At 48.5% G+C, this 18,783-nt stretch carries 16 protein-coding genes; 11 read left to right on the top strand and 5 right to left on the bottom strand.

Going from position 1 to position 18,783, the window contains the following annotated elements; translation table 11 throughout:
- The first annotated feature begins 17 nt into the window (after window positions 1-17).
- The gene (locus tag V7Q13_RS08635) at window positions 18-656 is read left to right on the top strand and encodes an MBL fold metallo-hydrolase (RefSeq protein WP_333800282.1); all 639 of its coding nucleotides are present in this window, start codon (window positions 18-20) and stop codon (window positions 654-656) included.
- A gap of 6 nt (window positions 657-662) precedes the next feature.
- On the opposite strand, the gene V7Q13_RS08630 is transcribed toward V7Q13_RS08635, so the two are convergent.
- Window positions 663-1,709: a right-handed parallel beta-helix repeat-containing protein gene (locus V7Q13_RS08630; RefSeq protein WP_333800281.1), complete on the bottom strand. Its 1,047-nt coding sequence runs from the start codon at window positions 1,707-1,709 to the stop codon at window positions 663-665.
- A 102-nt stretch (window positions 1,710-1,811) separates the two neighbouring features.
- Between V7Q13_RS08630 and V7Q13_RS08625 the strand changes: the two genes are divergently transcribed.
- Together V7Q13_RS08625 and V7Q13_RS08620 are read left to right on the top strand one after the other, a co-directional pair.
- Window positions 1,812-2,597: an amidohydrolase gene (locus V7Q13_RS08625; RefSeq protein WP_333800280.1), complete on the top strand. Its 786-nt coding sequence runs from the start codon at window positions 1,812-1,814 to the stop codon at window positions 2,595-2,597.
- A 366-nt stretch (window positions 2,598-2,963) separates the two neighbouring features.
- Window positions 2,964-3,635, top strand: coding sequence for a hypothetical protein (locus V7Q13_RS08620; protein ID WP_333800279.1), 672 nt, complete (start codon window positions 2,964-2,966; stop codon window positions 3,633-3,635).
- Window positions 3,636-3,902: 267 nt separating this feature from the next.
- On the opposite strand, the gene V7Q13_RS08615 is transcribed toward V7Q13_RS08620, so the two are convergent.
- Window positions 3,903-4,421 (bottom strand): GNAT family N-acetyltransferase, encoded by a 519-nt coding sequence (locus tag V7Q13_RS08615; protein ID WP_333800278.1) that lies wholly within the window; start codon window positions 4,419-4,421, stop codon window positions 3,903-3,905.
- A gap of 66 nt (window positions 4,422-4,487) precedes the next feature.
- Here V7Q13_RS08615 and V7Q13_RS08610 point away from each other — a divergent pair, with 66 nt between their 5' ends.
- Both V7Q13_RS08610 and dusB read left to right on the top strand, forming a co-directional pair.
- Window positions 4,488-5,063, top strand: a complete 576-nt coding sequence (locus tag V7Q13_RS08610; RefSeq protein WP_333800277.1) for a Crp/Fnr family transcriptional regulator — start codon at window positions 4,488-4,490, stop codon at window positions 5,061-5,063.
- A gap of 135 nt (window positions 5,064-5,198) precedes the next feature.
- Window positions 5,199-6,236, top strand: a complete 1,038-nt coding sequence (dusB, locus tag V7Q13_RS08605; protein ID WP_333800276.1) for a tRNA dihydrouridine synthase DusB — start codon at window positions 5,199-5,201, stop codon at window positions 6,234-6,236.
- A gap of 16 nt (window positions 6,237-6,252) precedes the next feature.
- Here the strand turns inward: dusB and V7Q13_RS08600 are convergent, their stop codons facing one another.
- Window positions 6,253-6,894: a hypothetical protein gene (locus V7Q13_RS08600; RefSeq protein WP_333800275.1), complete on the bottom strand. Its 642-nt coding sequence runs from the start codon at window positions 6,892-6,894 to the stop codon at window positions 6,253-6,255.
- 184 nt (window positions 6,895-7,078) lie between these two features.
- On the opposite strand from V7Q13_RS08600, the gene V7Q13_RS08595 reads away from it, so the two are divergent.
- Window positions 7,079-7,534, top strand: coding sequence for a DUF1801 domain-containing protein (locus tag V7Q13_RS08595; RefSeq protein WP_333800274.1), 456 nt, complete (start codon window positions 7,079-7,081; stop codon window positions 7,532-7,534).
- Between the two features lie 54 nt (window positions 7,535-7,588).
- Complete coding sequence (locus V7Q13_RS08590) at window positions 7,589-9,595, top strand: gliding motility-associated C-terminal domain-containing protein (protein WP_333800273.1); 2,007 nt, start codon at window positions 7,589-7,591, stop codon at window positions 9,593-9,595.
- 250 nt (window positions 9,596-9,845) lie between these two features.
- Here V7Q13_RS08590 and uvrB read toward each other — a convergent pair whose 3' ends face one another.
- Window positions 9,846-11,891 (bottom strand): excinuclease ABC subunit UvrB, encoded by a 2,046-nt coding sequence (gene uvrB / locus V7Q13_RS08585; RefSeq protein WP_333800272.1) that lies wholly within the window; start codon window positions 11,889-11,891, stop codon window positions 9,846-9,848.
- Window positions 11,892-12,457: 566 nt separating this feature from the next.
- Between uvrB and V7Q13_RS08580 the strand changes: the two genes are divergently transcribed.
- The gene (locus V7Q13_RS08580; RefSeq protein ID WP_333800271.1) at window positions 12,458-12,883 is read left to right on the top strand and encodes a hypothetical protein; all 426 of its coding nucleotides are present in this window, start codon (window positions 12,458-12,460) and stop codon (window positions 12,881-12,883) included.
- 154 nt (window positions 12,884-13,037) lie between these two features.
- Here V7Q13_RS08580 and V7Q13_RS08575 read toward each other — a convergent pair whose 3' ends face one another.
- On the bottom strand, window positions 13,038-14,756 hold the full coding sequence (locus V7Q13_RS08575; RefSeq protein ID WP_333800270.1) for a M3 family oligoendopeptidase: 1,719 nt from the start codon (window positions 14,754-14,756) through the stop codon (window positions 13,038-13,040).
- A gap of 650 nt (window positions 14,757-15,406) precedes the next feature.
- Here V7Q13_RS08575 and V7Q13_RS08570 point away from each other — a divergent pair.
- The 3 genes from V7Q13_RS08570 (at window position 15,407) to V7Q13_RS08560 (ending at window position 18,713) form a co-directional block, all read left to right on the top strand.
- Entirely contained in the window at window positions 15,407-16,057 is a 651-nt protein-coding gene (locus tag V7Q13_RS08570; RefSeq protein ID WP_333800269.1) for an AAA family ATPase, read from the top strand.
- A 632-nt stretch (window positions 16,058-16,689) separates the two neighbouring features.
- Window positions 16,690-18,102, top strand: coding sequence for an anthranilate synthase component I family protein (locus tag V7Q13_RS08565; protein WP_333800268.1), 1,413 nt, complete (start codon window positions 16,690-16,692; stop codon window positions 18,100-18,102).
- A gap of 14 nt (window positions 18,103-18,116) precedes the next feature.
- Window positions 18,117-18,713 carry an anthranilate synthase component II gene (locus V7Q13_RS08560; protein WP_333800267.1) on the top strand — a complete coding sequence of 199 codons (597 nt, stop codon included), beginning with the start codon at window positions 18,117-18,119 and terminating at the stop codon, window positions 18,711-18,713.
- Window positions 18,714-18,783: the final 70 nt, after the last annotated feature.

Raw genomic sequence — 18,783 nt, 5'->3', positions numbered from 1 at the left:
AGTAAAACGTATCAACCATGCTGCACATTGCGAAGTTTACTTTCAGCCCCATTCAAGAAAACACTTACGTGCTCTACACCCCCGATGGTTTGGCTGCCATCATCGATCCGGGCTGCTACTTCGACCATGAAAAAACAGCATTGGACAACTTCATTGCAGAAAAGACACTCAATGTGCAGTTTTTGTTGCAAACACACTGCCACCTCGACCATGTATTTGGCCTGCAATGGGCTGCCGAAACCTATCAGCTGCAGCCACACATGCACCCCATAGAAGAGCAGGTGTTGCAGTTTGCACCCATATCTGGTCAGCGCTGGAACCTGCCTTTTACCAACTACAGCGGCCCCATTCATTACCTCAACGATAACGATACCCTGCAACTGGGCAACAATACCCTGCAAGCCATTTTTGCCCCCGGCCATTCGCCCGGCCACTTGTGCTACTACTGCGCCGAGCAAGATTTCATCGTGGCCGGCGATGTGCTGTTTGAACGCAGCATTGGCCGTACCGACCTGCCCGGCGGCGACCACGACACGTTGCTGAACAGCATTCGCACCCGCCTGTTTACCCTGCCTGAGAGCACCGTGGTGCACCCCGGCCACGGCGATGCCACCAAGATTGGGTTGGAAAAAAGACACAATCCTTTTTTGCAATAACTGGCATCACTTGGCTGCCACTACCACCGGCCCAAATGTTTTGGCCTTCCCTGCTTTGCTAATCTGCACCCGAATGAGGCGTACTGATTTGGCCAGCACATTATGAACGCCATACCGGTTAGCCCCGTTTATCTGCACATCGGTCAGGGTAATATTCGCCACACCGGTTTTCGATTGCTTTTGATCAATATATACCGCATCCTGATCGGCGGCGGTGGCCGTTTGCATAAACACACATTGCGATACCTTTTGCACACCCGCACTAAAAATACTCAGTGCCGGTCCGGTACCTGTGCTGATGCTGCTATGCTGCAACTGCAAGGCCACATGTGGCCCCACCACAATGCCGCCATTTTGAAAAGGCAATCCGGCTTTGCCAAATGAATCAATACGCACATCTTCTATCAATGTGTTGCGTGTACCTACTACCTGTATGCCTACCCCATCAATACCCGATAACGCACAATGGGCGATATGCACCGAGCGGTAACCTACGGTATCGGCCATTGCCACATTGGTGGCACCAATATGCATGGCCTGACTTTTGCCTGCTGTACGGGCTCCTTTTATTTGCGTTATGCTGCAGTTGGTGATGCGTACATCGCCATGCGTGGAACTATCGGCCGGCAGGGCAAAAATGCCCACCTGACCATTGCGGAGCGAAACACTATCAATGCTGAAAAAACGGCTGTTGCCCACATTGAACAATACGTTTAATGTGTAATCGGGATTGTACACAGTGGTATGCCCGGCACCTAAAAATTTCCAATGACGGCCCTGTATCATGATGCCATAGTTGCTGGCACCAGCACCTATCGTTACAGGATGCCAAGCATAAATCACAATGGGTTTTTCTGCTGTGCCGTTTACCTCATTCAGGTTTATGATTTTGTATTTGCCCGACAGTAAAATGGTATCGCCGGGCTTTACTGTGGCCGATACATTGGGTATGTACAACTCGCCATTGGAGCGGGGCGGCATGCGATGACTGCGCTGCGCCAACAGCAATGTTGCAGTAGCCAGCAACAGAAGGATGCACAAAAAATATTTCATTGTTCAGGTTTTTGGAGGCAGCCATTGTACAATGGGTAAAGCTACAGTACACAAAAAGGCTACACAAGTTTTAGCCGTTTGGATGCCCGTACATTTGTAAGCATGAGTCAATTGCATCTGTCGCTGATACAAACCCAGTTGCATTGGGAAGACAAAGCTGCCAACCTGCACATGCTGCAGCAAAAAATTGACAGCATCGGTTTTACCGAAGTAGTGGTGCTGCCCGAAATGTTTAGCACGGGTTTTAGCATGCGGCCACAGCAACTGGCTGAAACCATGCAGGGCCCCACCGTGCAATGGATGCAAGCAACAGCAGCCCGCAAAAAAATCATTCTTACCGGCAGCCTCATGATTGAAGAAGAGGGCCGCTACTACAACCGCCTGATATGGATGCTGCCCAACGGGCAATATGGCTATTACGATAAACGGCACCTGTTTGCTTTTGCCGGCGAAGACCAGCATTATGCTGCAGGCAACAAAAGACTTATTGCTTCGGTCAAAGGGTTTCGCATTAACCTGATGGTGTGCTATGATTTGCGTTTTCCTGTTTGGGCCCGCCAGCAAGGCGATAGCAGCAGTACAGAGTACGATATACTGATGTATGTAGCCAACTGGCCCGAACGCCGCAGCCATGCCTGGCGTACCTTACTGCAAGCCCGTGCCATCGAAAACCAATGCTATGTAGTGGGTGTAAACAGGGTAGGCCACGATGGCAACAATATATACCACAGTGGCAACAGCATGCTGGTAGATGCCATGGGTGAAGTTCAATTTGAACAGGCACACGATGAGTGCATACATACCTGTGTGTTATCAAAAAATACCTTGGATGACGTACGCAGCAAACTGCCTTTTTTGAAAGACAGAGACAGCTTTAGCATAGTATAGTTTTTTCAACGCGAAGGCGCTAAGACGCAAAGCATATTTTACCGCAGAAAAACAGTTGTAACGGAGAATGCCATGGCTGGTGAGGCCACACCATTCACGAAACGAAAAAAACAGGACGCGGATAAAACGGATTTGTACAGATGTTCTAAGAATTTCTCCGAGCTCTCTGTGACCTCTCCCGCCTGCTGCGGGACAAGTTGTGCGAAAAAAATACCTCATTTGCCGAAGGCAAATAGCTCTCCATATCTTTCAACAAACTGTTAATTACTCAGCAATTGTCTGTCGTTAACATTGCAGCAACAGCAATCCGTTTTCTTGCAGTATAGATTGCAGCATCAATCACTGACTATCACCAAAAATAACTGCATGAAAAACAGCTTTACACTCGCTTTGCTGCTACTGTGTGGCGGCACTTTACACGCTCAACTGAATAAGGGCACACAACTACTTACGGGAAGCTTCAACATTGGCGCCGGTAATCAGGAGAGCAGCAACAACAATGAAACACTTAAGAACAACAACTTTGGTGCTGGCATTGGCGTTGGCCGCCAATGGGTGCACAAAGAAAACCGCATCCGTGGCTTTCAGATTGGCTACAATTACAACAGCAACACACAGAATTACCAAAGCGTAGCCGGTGAAACCAAACGCACTTCCAATACATTCAATGTGGGGTATGTATCGCAATACTTGCTGCCTTTCGGCAAAAAGTTTTATGGTACTGCTACCATTCTGTCGCAGTTTGCTTTCAGTAAGCAAAAAGAGCAATATGAAAACAATAACAACTTTGCTACCAATGGCGAAAATTATGGCCTGAGTGTGGGTATACAACCCGGGCTTGCGTATCAGCTCAACAAACGTTGGATAGCCGATGTAACCTTAGGTAATTTGGTGGGTGCCAACCTCAATCATAGTCGCTATCGCTCCACATCTACAACTACCAACTTTAAAGACCGCTCCACCAGCTTCAATCTCAATTCGATGTTTTCCGGCAACAGTACCTATCTCGGTATTGGTTTCCGTTATATTCTTCGATAGTCGAAAAGAACTACATCCACACACCCAATCGTTTTTACCAAATTACCCGCACCATCTGTCGGCCGCAGCTTGTCTGTAGCTGACAGATTTTTTTATGCAAAAATGATAGGATGCGGATAAAATGGATTTTCACGGATTGTATCATTTCTCCGAGTCCTTTGTGCCCTCTCCCGCCTGCTGCGGGACAAGTTGTGGGAAAAATAAACCCTCATTTGCCGAAGGCAAATAAAGATCTGCGTCCTCTGTTCCCTATGTGCGAAACAACCCTCATGACCCGATCTCCTTCTCCAATATCATAAACTCCAGCGGCTGCAGTGGTGTACCAAACACCGGGTTGTCGGGGAAAGGTTTACGTTCGCCGGTATCGTTGTAGCCGCGGCGATTATACCATGCAATGAGTTCGGTACGTGCTGTAATCACACTCATAAAAATGCGGTGTACTTGTTGGCTGCGGGCAAAGTCTTCCGCTGCCTGCATCAATCTTTTGCCCGTACCCTGTGCCTGCTGCTGTGGCCACACACTCAGCATACCCAGATACATGCCCTGCGGTTGCTGCTGCAGGTACACGCAACCCTCCAAAGTACCTTCGGTATTGCGTAGCAGCAATACAGTCTCGTTATTACTTTCGAGCATAGCCTGTAATGATGCCACATCTATGCGTTGGGTACCGGCAATAAGGTTGGCTTCGGTGGTCCAACCGGCACGGCTGGCATCACCGCGGTAAGCAGCATTTACCAGGGCTTGCACTTCGGCTATGTCGGCGGCGGTCATACAGGTAACAGGCATGGCGCAAAAGTAAATGGCAACGCTGTTGGTTGGGTATAGAAAACATGGCTATTTTCAATGCAACGAATGCAACCCTCCACAAACATTTTACAACAACACATTCAGCGGCTTCATCCACTCAGCGAAGCGCCGCTACAGGTGATGCTGCAAGCATGGCAGCACTGGCAATATCCACGTGAGTATCCATTACTCCGCGAAGGCAGCGTATCAGATTATCTCTATTTTGTAGAGCAGGGTGCGGTACGCATCTTTTACCACAAGCATGGCAAAGACATCACTGAATGGCTGGCGCTGGATGAACAATTCTTTTTTTCCATCACCAGTTTTTTTAACCGTCAACCCAGCAAGCTTATCATCCATACATTGGAGCCATCGTTGGTATGGGGGCTTCACCAACGCCAATTGATGCAGCTGGCCGACGAATATCATGAAATAGAAAAATGGTTGCGCAAAGCAGTAACGGGTTCCCTCATTTTATCGCAGCAGCGGATGGAGTCTATCCAGTTTGAATCGGCGCAGGAACGCTACCAAAAATTGCTGCAGCAATTTCCCGACATCATTACCCGTGTGCCGGGCATTTACATTGCTTCCTTTCTGGGCATCACCAAAGAAACGCTGAGCCGAATCAGATCGCAACGCTGAGTAAGGTTTATTGTAACCCAACTGGAGCGTATCACTCATCTGGAAATTCAAATAGTTGTACTCTGAAATCCGTGTGTTGTGCCAGGCTACACACATTTTCACACATGCCAATTGCAGCTGTTATCTTTGCGCCCTGTGCCAACCATCGGAAACATACAACTACCCCACTTCCCGCTACTGCTGGCGCCTATGGAAGATGTAAGCGACCCGCCTTTCAGGGCCGTGTGCAAACTCAATGGTGCCGACCTGATGTATACAGAATTCATCAGCAGTGAGGGCCTCATTCGGGATGCCATCCGCAGCCGCAAGAAGCTCGACATTTTTGAAGCCGAACGCCCTGTAGGCATTCAGATTTTTGGCGGCGATGAAGAAGCCATGGCCATGAGTGCCCGCATTGTAGATACAGTGAACCCTGATCTGCTCGACATCAACTTTGGCTGCCCTGTAAAAAAAGTGGTGAGCAAAGGCGCCGGTGCCGGTGTGCTCAAAAACATTGACCTGATGGTGCGGCTTACCGAAGCCTGTGTAAAAAGCACCCGCCTGCCGGTAACTGTGAAAACCCGCCTCGGCTGGGATGATAACAGCAAGAACATTGTAGAAGTAGCCGAACGCCTGCAGGATGTAGGCATTAAAGCGCTTAGCATACATGGCCGTACAAGAGCACAACTCTACAAGGGCCAGGCCGACTGGTCGTTGATAGCGGAGGTGAAAAACAATCCCCGCATACAGATTCCCATTTTTGGTAATGGCGATATTGATAGTCCTGAAAAAGCGGTGGAGTATAAAAAACGCTACGGGGTAGATGGCATTATGATTGGCCGTGCCGCCATTGGCTATCCGTGGATTTTTAATGAGATTAAACATTACATCCAAACAGGTGAACACCTGCCGCCGCCGACCATTGAGCAACGGGTGGATGTGATACGCCAGCACCTGCATGGCAGTGTACAATGGAAGGGTGAAGTGCTGGGCATTTTGGAAATGCGCCGCCATTACACCAACTACCTCAAGGGCTTGCCGAATATTCGTGACTACCGCCTCAAGCTGGTTACCCTCAAATCATTGGAAGAAATAGAACCCGTGCTGCAGGAAATTGTAGAGGTGTATCATGGCTTCCAGTTTGAACGCCGCAAGGTAGATATGGATGCCATGGCGTATAGTTGTGATGGGTGATGAGAGACTTCCTGAATTATTTTTTTGGAGCAGGCTTTAATGAAAATCTCAATCCGGCGAAAAGACCAAACTGAAGAGGAATTACTTTTTCAACGTCTCCGTATTGCGTATCACTAATGGGAAAGCCGATTTGTGCTTCTGAAAAGATTTGAAACTTGTTGTAGGTATAGGCAATACCGGGACCAAAATTGGCCAGCCATCCAGATTCATTGGTTTTGGGGGTCATGTTAATGGGTGTAAAACCACTGGGTGGTGTTTGTTTCAGCCGTTCTTCAAATTCAACCATTTGATAGGTAATACCTACCGGCAAGTAAAATTGAAAATGTTTGTCAGTAGGTTTTTGAAGATAGAAATTAGCATTGAGATGAATGGAGCTGAATTTGTATGTCATAGTAGATGGGGCTAATCCAATAGGACTAAGCAATGTGTTGGTTTCAAATTTCATAGGATTGCTGAAACTGTAACCTACACCGATTTTTACCTTTTCAGCTACCGGAACCAATATTTTAAATCTGCCTCCGTAAGCATTTTGCTGTAATTGACTTTTGTAAAAGGTGTAGTTAACTGCTGTTTCAAGTTGCGATTGGCTAAATGAAACCTGAGCGTTGATCTTTAAAGTGCAAAAAGCGAGAAAACAAAAAGTGTAAATGATTTTCATAAGCTGATGAATTGGTTACCACAAAATAGATAGCAATTGTAACAATAAGTATTTGAGTGTTTATTACGAGCAGGTATTAACATAAAAAATAGCAAAGTCATTCTTGGAAATATTTACGATAAGTAACATCAGCCCTTTTTGATTTTAAGTCATTTTCCGATACTTTGTAAAACATAGATAAAACATGACCAGCACCGCTACCACCCCCGAAGCCTACCTGGCTGAACTGCCCGACGATCGCCGCGAAGCTGTAACGCAATTGCATGCTACCATTGTGCAGCACTTGCCCAAAGGTTTTGAAACCATTATGAACTATGGCATGATTGGCTATGTGGTGCCACACAGCCTTTACCCCGATGGCTATCATTGCGATAAAAAACTGCCTTTACCATTTGCGGGTCTGGCTTCGCAAAAAGCGTCCATCAACTTTTATCACATGGGTATTTATGCAAAACCAGCTTTGCTGGATTGGTTTGTGCAAGTGTATCCCAAGCATACCACAGCCAAACTGGATATGGGCAAGAGTTGTATCCGCTTTAAAAAGCCGGAGCACATTCCATATACCCTTATTGCTGAGCTCATGCAAAAAATGACCGTGCAGCAATGGATTGATACGTATGAGTCCAACTACAAACGTTGAGCAAGCCGTTCTCTAAAAGCATTGTATTTTTACGCAACTCCCAACCGGCTTGATATGAGAAAATGGCTGAGCTTACTGCTGCTGACGTTGTTCGCCTCCACCATGCTGTGGGCGCAACCCGTATGCAATACACCCGGCCAAAATCCTTCCACCGCATTCCCCGTGTGTGGTACATCTGTGTTCAATCAGGCATCGGTAAATCTTTGCGGTGGAAGAACGGTACCCAATCCCAAATGCAGTACTGTGCCGCTGAGTGATGTTAATCCGTACTGGTATAAGTTCACCTGCTTCAAGTCGGGCAAACTGTCGTTTTTAATTTCACCCAACAGCGCCACCAGCGATTACGACTGGCAATTGTATGATGTAACCAACCGCAATGCTGCTGACGTATACACCGATGCTTCAATGGTGGTGGGTGCAAACTGGAGTGGCTATTATGGACCAACGGGTACTTCGGCCACAGCCATTAATCTGCTGGAATGCGATGGAAATGTGCCGCAGTTTAGCAAAGAGCCCGACCTCATTGAGGGCCACAACTACCTGTTGCTGGTGAGTCATTTTTCCAATTCGCAGGCTGGTTACAAATTAGAATTCAGCGGCGGCACTGCTGTAATTACAGATACCGCCAACCTGAGTATGAAAGAATTGAAAGTTGGTTGCGGCGGAACGCAATTTTACCTCAAGCTGAGCAAAAAAATCCGTTGCAGCAGCATTGCCGCCAATGGTTCCGATTGGGAATTTGTAACCGGCAACGTACCCATTATTGGGGCTACAGGTGTGGGTTGTGCCAATGGGTTTGATACCGATTCCATTATCATTACCACTACCGGCCCGGTACCGGCAGGCAATTTTGCCTTGCGTTCCAAAAAAGGCAGCGACGGCAACACGGTGTTGGATGTATGCAACAACGCATTGCCCGATAGCCAAACACTGGTGGTAAATGTACTGCCAGCAGTACCAACTGTTATTGATAGCATTTCGCCAGTGGCGTGTATGCCTGCTGAAATTGAAGTGGTGCTGAAAGATCCGGTGTTGTGTAGCAGCATTGCTCCCAATGGCAGCGATTTTACCATTACAGGTCCTGCAGCAGTGAGCATAACCGGTGCACAGGTTACCTGTACCAACAATGTCAGCAAAGTTATCCGGTTGCAATTGGCTGCCCCAATACGCTTGGGTGGTGTGTACACGGTGGCAGTAAAACAAGGCACTGATGGCAACACGCTCACCACAGAATGCAGCCAACAAACGCTGGTGGGCAATAGCCAAACATTTACAGCTTACGATACGGTTGCTGCCATTATCAATGTCAGCATCAATAGCAGTTGCGTTACTGATACCATCCGGTACAGCAATCCTGGCAACAATGGCATCAACAGCTGGCAGTGGAGTGTAAAAGATGATCCAACCACCGGCTCTCTTCCCAACTTTACCATGTTGTATACCACTTCGGGTGTAAAAGAAGTAACACTAAAAGTATCCAACGGGGTGTGCAGCATGACGGGCGTAGCCGTTACCGATTTGGCACAAATTCGATTGAAAGCCGGGTTTGAATATCCCAACTTTGCCTGCCCCGGCGATAGCATTGTTTTTACTGATAAAAGTACCGGCCCCATCTCTACCTGGCAGTGGGATTTTGGTAACGGTCAACGGAGTGCTGCACAAGCACCGCCGGCACAATTGTTTAATAGTTCCACTGCGCTCAGCAGCGTACCTGTGCGGTTGATTGTGGGCCATATCAATGGTTGTAAAGACACGGTGGTGCATCGCATACAGGTGCCTAACAATTGCTATATCGCCGTACCCACCGGCTTTACACCCAATGGGGATGGGCTCAACGATTATCTCTATCCGCTGAATGCGTGGAAAGCTACCGAATTACACTTTAGGGTGTACAACCGCTTAGGCGAACTCGTGTTTGAAACCCGCGACTGGACCCGCAAATGGGATGGCCGCTTCAATGGTCAGCCTGTGCCCACCGGCACCTACGTATGGATGCTACAATACACCGACGACAAAGGCAAAAAGGTATTTACAAAAGGCACCACAGTCGTCATTCGATAGCACATTTTTTTTTCAAAGCAAAGACACGAAGGCGCAAAGGACAATTTGCAGTTTGCAGTGAGCTCCCGAAAACTTTCGGGATTGCAGGGAGTTTGAACCACAAAGACGAAAAGAAATTTTACCGCAGAGAAAACATGGGACGCGGATTGGAAGGATGAATGAGGATTTTCACGGATCCAATGCCCATTTCTCTGCGCCCTCCTATCCTCTGTGCGAAACATTCCTCATGTGCCGCAGGCAAATACTCACATCAACTCTTCATTTCCTCCAACTCCTTCTGCAATCTGAACATCTCATCCCTTAATCGGGCCGCTTCAATAAAGTCCATATCACGGGCTGCTTTCTCCATTTGCTTTTTCACCTTGGCTACATCTTTCTCCATTTGCGGAATGGTGCGGTACACTTCACCATCATCGGCCGCAACATTGCCCGGCACAATGCTGGCTTCGTTGGGTATGGCATAAGGCTTGGTTTCATCAAAGCCTTTGATGTCGAGCACACTGGTTTGCTTCATCACATCTTCAATGCTCTTCTTTACCGTTGTAGGCGTAATGCCATGCAAAGTGTTGTAGGCAATTTGTTTTTCCCGGCGGCGCAAGGTTTCGTCCATGGTTTTTTGCATGCTGTCGGTTATCGTGTCGGCATAAAAAATCACCAGGCCTTCTGCATTGCGGGCAGCACGGCCAGCCGTTTGTGTCAACGATTTTTCGTTGCGCAAAAAGCCTTCTTTATCAGCATCCAAAATGGCCACGAGAGAAACTTCCGGCAGGTCAAGCCCTTCCCGCAGCAGGTTTACACCCACCAGTACATCTATTTCGCCCAGCCGCAACTGCCGTAGTATTTCTACACGATCCAGCGTGTGCACTTCGCTGTGTATGTACTTGCTTTTAATGTTGATGCGGTGCAGGTACTTGTCCATTTCTTCGGCCATGCGTTTGGTCAGCGTGGTTACCAATACACGGTCGCCTTTGTGTACCCGCTTGTCTATTTCATCCAACAGGTCGTCTATCTGGTTGATGCTGGGCCGCACTTCAATGGGCGGGTCGAGCAATCCGGTAGGCCGCACCACCTGCTCCACCACCACGCCACCGGTTTGCTCCAGTTCGTAATCGCCGGGGGTAGCACTCACATACACTACCTGGTTCAGCATGCTTTCAAACTCATGAAAGTTGAGTGGCCGGTTGTCGAGGGCTGAGGGCAGGCGAAAGCCATAATCCACGAGGTTCATTTTGCGGCTGCGGTCGCCGCCGTACATGCCCGCCACCTGCGGAATGGTTTGGTGGCTTTCATCAATTATCATCAAGAAGTCCTTCGGAAAATAATCGAGCAAACAGAACGGTCTTGTACCCGGCTGCCGACGATCGAAAAACCTCGAATAGTTTTCTACACCATTGCAGTAGCCCAGTTCCCGAATCATTTCCAAATCGTATTCGGTACGTTCTTTCAGTCGCTGTGCTTCTATAAACTTGCCCTGGCTTTGAAAGTACTCCACCTGCCGGGTCATTTCATCTTGTATTTCGTGCAGTATCTGCACCATTTGGTCTTTTGGGGCAATGTATAAATTGGCCGGAAAGATGGCCGCATTTTCCACCCGGCCAATGCGTTTACCCGTGGTCACATCCAGCGTTTCAATGGTTTCAATTTCATCGCCAAAAAAACTGATGCGGTAACCCCAGTCTACGTACGGCAGGTTAATGTCCACCGTGTCGCCCTTCACCCGAAAATTACCGCGGTTAAAATCGCCCTGACTGCGGCTGTACAGGCTATTAACGAGGCTATGCAAAAAGCCTTGCCGGCTGATGGTTTGGCCCTGTGCAATGCGGACAATCCCGTTTTCAAATTCGGTGGGGTTACCCATACCATAAATGCAACTCACCGATGCCACCACCACAATATCGCGGCGGCCGCTCAGCAATTCGCTGGTGGCCTGCAGGCGCAGCTTGTCCAGCTCCTCGTTGATGTTGAGGTCTTTTTCGATGTACGTATCACTCACAGGGATGTACGCTTCCGGCTGATAGTAATCGTAGTAGCTCACAAAGTAGCCCACAGCGTTGTTGGGAAAAAACTGTTTGAACTCGCCGTAGAGTTGTGCCACCAAGGTTTTGTTGTGGGTGAGCACAAGTGTTGGCTTTTGCACGTTCTGAATCACATTGGCCATGGTAAAGGTTTTACCACTACCCGTTACGCCCAACAGCACCTGCTGCGGTTCCCCGTTCAATATTCCCTCGGTGAGTTGGGCAATGGCGTTGGGCTGATCGCCGGCCGGCTGGTAATGTGATTGCAATTCGAAAGGCATGCCGCAAAAATAGCCCGTATGCGCATGCCGCATGGAGTAAAGAAAGCCTAAGAAAGTTGGGGGCGGTCAGCAGCAGTGCATGGCCCGGCTACAGCAACGGGCTGCGTCGGGCTTCGCTATCGCTGCGGCCCTTGCCTGCGGCGGCGGGCTGTCCCTGCGGGCCACCCTGTGCATCCCTGCGCCCTTGGGCTGCACTGCAACAATTGAACAGTCAACAACTATAGCGATGGATTGCTACCCTGCAAACTGCCAATTCAAAAACATCTCACTTGTATTTGTGCAACCACTTACAATGAAACCTTGCTGATGCCTGCCCTACTGCCGCTGGGCTGCCTGACCAACGATACTACCCCACAGCCCCAAAGGGGCGAGGAGTAGTGAGGCGGGCAGGAACTACAGCTGATAGCAGCACTTGGTACATAGCCCCAGCTTCATTCATAGGTATTGGCTACGCAAATAGACCAACAACATACAAGTATGGTATTGATTGCTGCACAAAAGCTGGGATATTGCCTGTTGATTTGTACATTCATCCAAACCAACAACACATTACTCAATCTTTAACCATGAAAAAAATCGTTCTCTTTTTTGCATTGATGGCAGGTACAGCAACTATAACTACTGCACAAATTAAATTGCCCGCCGGTGCCGGCGATGTGGTGAAGAATTTTATTGCACCACCTGCCATTGGCGATGTAGGTAAAACAGCCAGCGGCATTGCCAATTTACTGGCCAGCAAGCTCAGCCTCGGTGCTACCGAAAAGAAAAGTACACTGGATGCTGTCACCAGTTTTTTAGGCCAGAAAAAAGACATTCTTGGTTTGGCTAAAACCAACCCTGCTGATTACCTGAAAAAATTTAACCCGCTGCAACAAGGCTTTATGGGTAAAATGAAAACCATTTTGGGTGCTGCCAAATACGCCAAACTGCTGGGCCTGAAACCCAGTGGCAGCAATGTGGCAGGCAATTTGTTGAGTAATTTGTTTTTCTAAGCGAAAAGCCTAAGGCTTAAAGCTGAAGGCATGTGGCTGAAATTAAGAAGGCCCAAAGGACGCAAGGATTTATCCTGCTGCCTTTGGGCCTTTATTTTTTCGATGCTGATTACGTTGGCTGTATTTCCATCAACCACCAACTACCAACCATCAACTACAACTTGTCCATTTCTGCTTTCACAAATTCCATCAGCGTTTTGATGTGTGCTGGTGAAAAATCGAATTTCAAACCGGCGGCAGCATAGAGTTCGGGAAGGGTTTTGGTGCCGCCCAGGCTCAGTGCATTCATGTAGTTCTGCAGGGCTTGCTCCGGCTGCTGCTTGTACTGCATCCACAGGCCAATGGCGCCCAGTTGTGCAATGCCGTATTCGATGTAGTAAAACGGTACTTCAAACAAATGCAACTGCCGCTGCCAGCTGTAGCGACGGAAAGATTCCAGTCCGCTGGTATCCAGCACACCGGTGCTGAACTCCTGCAAAATACGCATCCACGCATCGCCACGTTCTTCGGCACTATGCTGCGGATGTAAGTACACCCAATGTTGAAATTTATCAATCGTCGCAATCCATGGGAAAATGGTGATGGCTCTTTCCAGCTGGTGCAGTTTGGCCCGCTTCAGTTCTTCAGCATTGTCGAAGAAAGGCTCCCAATGATCCATCGTAAACAACTCCATGGCCATGCTGGCCACTTCGGCTATTTCCATCGGATATTCTTTGAAAGCTGTTAGCGATAATGGGTGTGCCAAAAAGCTATGCACGGCATGGCCACCTTCGTGCACCATGGTGGTTACATCATCCATTTGGCCGGCGGCATTCATAAAAATGAACGGCGCACCACTCTCTGCCAGCGGACAGTTGTAGCCGCCTGGCGCTTTGCCCTTGCGGCTCTCCAAATCAAAATGACCCATGCGCTGCATGGTGCGGAAGCAATCAGCAAAAAACGGATTGAGTTTTTCCAACACTGCAATGCTCTTTTGCAACAGGTCTTCGCCATTGCTAAAAGGACGCAACGGTTCCACGCCTTCGGGTTCTGCATCCAAATCCCAAGGACGCAATGTATCGAGCTGCAATTGCTGCTGTTTATGTTTGTAAATATCATTCACCAAGGGCAGCACGTGTTGCTTCACGCCTTCCTGAAATTGTTCGCAATCGGCAGGGGTATAATCAAATCGGCCGAGTTCTTTAAACTTATAATCGCGGAAATTGCTGAAGCCGGCGTTTACTGCTACTTGCTGGCGCTTTTCAATCAGCTGGCTGTACAAATCGTTCAGCGCTTCTTTGTCTTGCAGGCGACGTTCCTGAATACTGCGGTACACCGTTTCCCGTTCGCTGCGGTCTTTGCTCTGTAAAAACTTAGCGGCTTGCTGCATGGTATATTCCTGACCCTTGTGCTGAATGGTCATGCGGCCGGTGATTTGGCCAAACTGCTGTTGCAGAACGCCCAGCTCTGCCTGCAGCGGAATGTTTTCTTCCCGAAACAATTCAATGCTCTTGCGTACGCTGCGCAGATACGTGTGGTACAGCGATTGGTCGAGCTCGGCCAGGTGCGGATTGTTCACCAGTTTTTTATTCAACGCATCGGCATAGGGTTGAATCTTGGGTTGAATTTCCATCACGAAAAACGTGAAAGCATCTTCCAGCGTTTTGTTTTCTGTGTCGCAGGTCATTTTAATCTGGCGCCAGCAGGCATCTTCGCTAATGGCCGCTTCCACTTCGCTGCTGTCTTGCAGCCATTTTTCCAGTTCGGCCTTGCTGTTGATGGGGCGTTCGAGCAGTTCTTTAAAAAAAGGTTCGAGTGCTTCCCATGTGCTCAGGGTAAAATCTTGTGGCAAATAATGCCGGGGCAATTTTTGTATATCGGCAGAGTATGTCATAGTAAAAATTGAATGCTGCGAATGTAAACCCCAAACTTGCTTGATAGGACATGGATGTTGCGGATGAAACAGATGTTCACAGATTTTTTGTTATCAACTATTTTATGGTACGCGGAAAAAATACAATGGGACACTGATTTTGCGGATGGAACGGATTTTCACTGATGTCTGAGTACTACTATCCAAAAACTATATCAAAGCCCCAGCGGGGCGAAATATGCATAGCCATGGGTGAAGCTCATGGAATGAAGCGACCACAAACGTATAGCAAGCCCCAGCGGGGCGAAATGATACAATGGCCACAAATGCATAGATTTTTTGGCCTAGTATTGAATACAAATCATGCATTGCTGTTGTTTTAATCTGTGCATTTGTGGCAAAAAAATAGCCACAGATGCACAGATTATTAATCCAGTAGTTCCTCTCCCAGCGGGGAGGGGTTAGGAGAGGGGTAAATGGTTGAATTGGTGATATTATAATTCGTGAACCAGCTAAGTATCCCTGTGGCAGCATCGTTGTCTCGCTTCTTGCAGTGGAAGAAGTGCCCACTTGTACTGCATCGCCTTCATCAGCTTTTCCTACACCTGCTGCAACCTCTCGGTAAAATGTAGCAATTTCGTGTTTCGGCCTCGGCCCAACCATCAGAAGATATGTTTAGGAAAATTGTGATTATAGGACCGGAGAGCACCGGCAAAAGCACTTTGTGCGAAATGCTGGCGCAGCATTATGCCACCGAATGGTGCCCCGAATTTGCCCGGGAATGGTTGCTCACCAACGGCCGCGATTATCAGTACGACGACCTGCTGACGATTGCCAAAGGGCAGATAGCGCTGGAGGAGGAATACAGTGAGAAAGTCCGTAAGACGGGAAGACGGGAAGACCGAAAGATGGGAAGTGAGGAAGGATGTTTTTCAATAACAGCCACTACAAATACCAACGATGAAACTCCGGACTTCCGGACTTCCGGACTTCCGGACTTAACTCAGCCACTCCTCTTTCTCGATACCGACATGCAGGTGATGAAAGTGTGGTGCGAATATGTGTTTGGCGATTGCCACACGTGGATCCTCAATCGCATTGCAGAGCGGCCCTACGATTTGTACCTGCTGTGCAAGCCCGACCTGCCTTGGGTGCAGGATGAACTGCGGGAATACCCCGATGAAAAACCCCGGCAGGAACTCTACCATATTTACCGCGACATGCTGATACAACAACACACCTCTTGGGTAGAAATCAGCGGCGGCTATGAAGAACGGTTGCAGAAGGCGGTGCAGGCGGTGGATGGACTTTTGGGTTGGTAGGTTGGCAAGTGCTGCTGTTTGATTGTTTGGTGTTTGTGGTTTGTTGTTCAGTATTCGCTTTGCCCGTGTACATTTACGTTACATTTTTTTGTTGTGCTGCTTTGAGATTTAGATTCTGATTTTTCTAGGACGCGGATTGAACGGATAAAACGGATGTACGCCGAATGAACAATGTTTTGTTGTTGTGCTGATGTTGTGCATCTCAATAGCCACGGGCTTTAGCCCGTGGATGAGGATGGTTGATATTGGTGAAGGGGTTTTAACCCCTTTTCTCTTGCAGGCGATTGTTGCCATCTATTCATCTGCTGAAGGGCTGCCCCCTGTCTGACGGCAGACAGGGATAGGAGCGGTAGCCCGCAGCCAGCCACGCCAGCGGCGTGGCGCAGCGAGGACTACAAGCGGATAGCGGGAACAACAGCCAATACCAGCACTGCCGCTCACAGCCCCAAAATATTTTTTGGCAGATTGAAATGGTTTCCCAATTTTGTGCCTGATGAATTTTACTCAACACAATATTTGGTGGTGGCAACTGATACGATAAGTGTCGGGTAGCCCCTGTTGTGTACAACTATAAACTAATTGCAAGAGGCCTCGACACTGTCGGGGCCTCTGTTTTTTTTAATGCTGATACCATGGCCACATTTAACATTGACACCACTTGCAAAAAGAAACTGGCAGATATGCTGACGCCGGTGGGTATCTACCTGCGCCTCCGCGACCGCTTCAGGGATACTATCCTGCTGGAAAGTGCCGATTTTCATGCCGCTGAAAACAGCTGGAGCTTTATTGGCGTACAAGCCATTGCCGGCTTTGAAGCCATTGACCTGCACACGGTGGAGTTTAAATTTCCGGGCCACGAACCAGAACGGAAAAAGCTGGCCAAGCCGCAGGATTTGGTGCCGGCGCTGAACGAATACCTCGCTGCTTTTACGGCCAGCGGCGACTGCAGTGTAAAAGCGGCGCAAGGATTTTTTGGCTACACCAGCTACGATGCCGTACAGTTTTTCGACAGCATTCAATTTGATGCGGCCAAAGAAAGCACTACCGCCAGCAATTTGCTTCGGTACCGGTTGTATCAATACGTGATTGCCATCAATCATTTCAAAGATGAAATGTACATCTGCGAAAACAAAGTGAAGGGTTTGGAAAGCGAACTGGCATCGCTGGAATCGTTTATCTACAGCAAGGATTTGCCGACCTATCCTTTTGCCAAAGCCGGCGCCGAAACCAGCAACCTGACGAATGAGCAATACATCAGCAATGTAGAAAAAGGCATTGCGGCCTGCTACCGGGGCGATGTGTTTCAGATTGTATTGAGTCGCCGTTTTGCGCAGCCTTTCCGAGGCGATGAATTCAATGTGTACCGGGCTTTGCGCAGCATCAATCCGTCGCCGTATTTGTTCTTTTTTGACTATGGCGATTACCGGTTGTTCGGTTCCTCACCAGAAAGTCAACTCATCATTAGTGAGCAAGGCAAAGCGGTGGTGCATCCAATTGCGGGCACGTTTAAACGTACCGGCGATGCTACAGTTGATGCCGCCGAAGCAGAACGATTGACCAAAGACGACAAAGAAAATGCCGAGCATGTGATGCTGGTAGATTTGGCCCGCAACGACCTGAGCCGCCATGCTGATCATGTGCATGTAAGCGACTATAAAAAAGTGCATTACTACAGCCATGTCATTCACTTGGTGAGTGAAGTAACGGGCACCGTAAAGCCTGCGGCAAAAGCATTTGATATCATGGCCGATACTTTTCCTGCCGGCACCTTGAGCGGCGCCCCCAAATACAAAGCCATGCAACTGATAGATGCGCTGGAACCTACGCAGCGTGGTTACTATGGCGGTGCCATTGGCATCATTGGTTTGGATGGTTCGTTTAACCATGCCATCATGATTCGCACTTTCATGAGCCGCAACAACACTCTTTACTGCCAGGCCGGTGCCGGTGTGGTGGCTAAGAGTGTGCCTGAAAACGAACTGCAGGAAGTGAACAACAAACTGAACGCTTTGAAAATGGCCATTGAGTTGGCTGAAACGCTGTAAAATAAACCCCAACCATGCGCATTTTAGTTTTCGATAATTACGATTCTTTCACCTACAACCTGGTGCATCTGGTGGAGTACATCACCGGCGAAAAAGTAGAGGTACACCGCAACGATCAGTTGCCGTTGGAAAAGGTGCAGGACTACGATAAAATCATTTTATCGCCGGGTCCGGGCATACCCGAAGAAGCCGGTTTGTTGTTGCCCCTCATCAAAACCTACGCTGCCAGCAAAAGCATACTGGGCGTGTGTTTGGGGCATCAGGCCATTGCACAGGCATTGGGCGGCAGCCTCATCAACCTGAGTGAAGTGTACCACGGTGTAGCCATGCCTTGTCATGTAACTACTACAAACGCCAAACTCTTCAACGGCATGCCGGAGAGTTTTGATGTAGGCCGCTATCATAGTTGGGTGGTCGATAAAAAAACACTGCCAGCCGAACTAGAGATTACTGCAGAAGACGACCACGGTTTCATCATGGCCATGCAACACAAATCCTACGATGTGCAGAGTGTGCAATTTCACCCTGAAAGTGTGCTAACACCTTTGGGGGAGCAGATTATGCGGAATTGGTTGAACCCCCTAGCCCCCGGTGGGGGAATGCCGGATTAAGTGAATCGACGATCGGAACAAACCTTTATGAATCATTCAACAAGCATATCATTCAACCAGTATAAAGTCC

Origin of the sequence: Phnomibacter sp., from assembly GCF_036803085.1 — a bacterium.
In the GTDB taxonomy this organism is placed as follows: Bacteria; Bacteroidota; Bacteroidia; order Chitinophagales; family Chitinophagaceae; genus Phnomibacter.
This window is presented reverse-complemented; position numbering and strand designations above follow the sequence as displayed.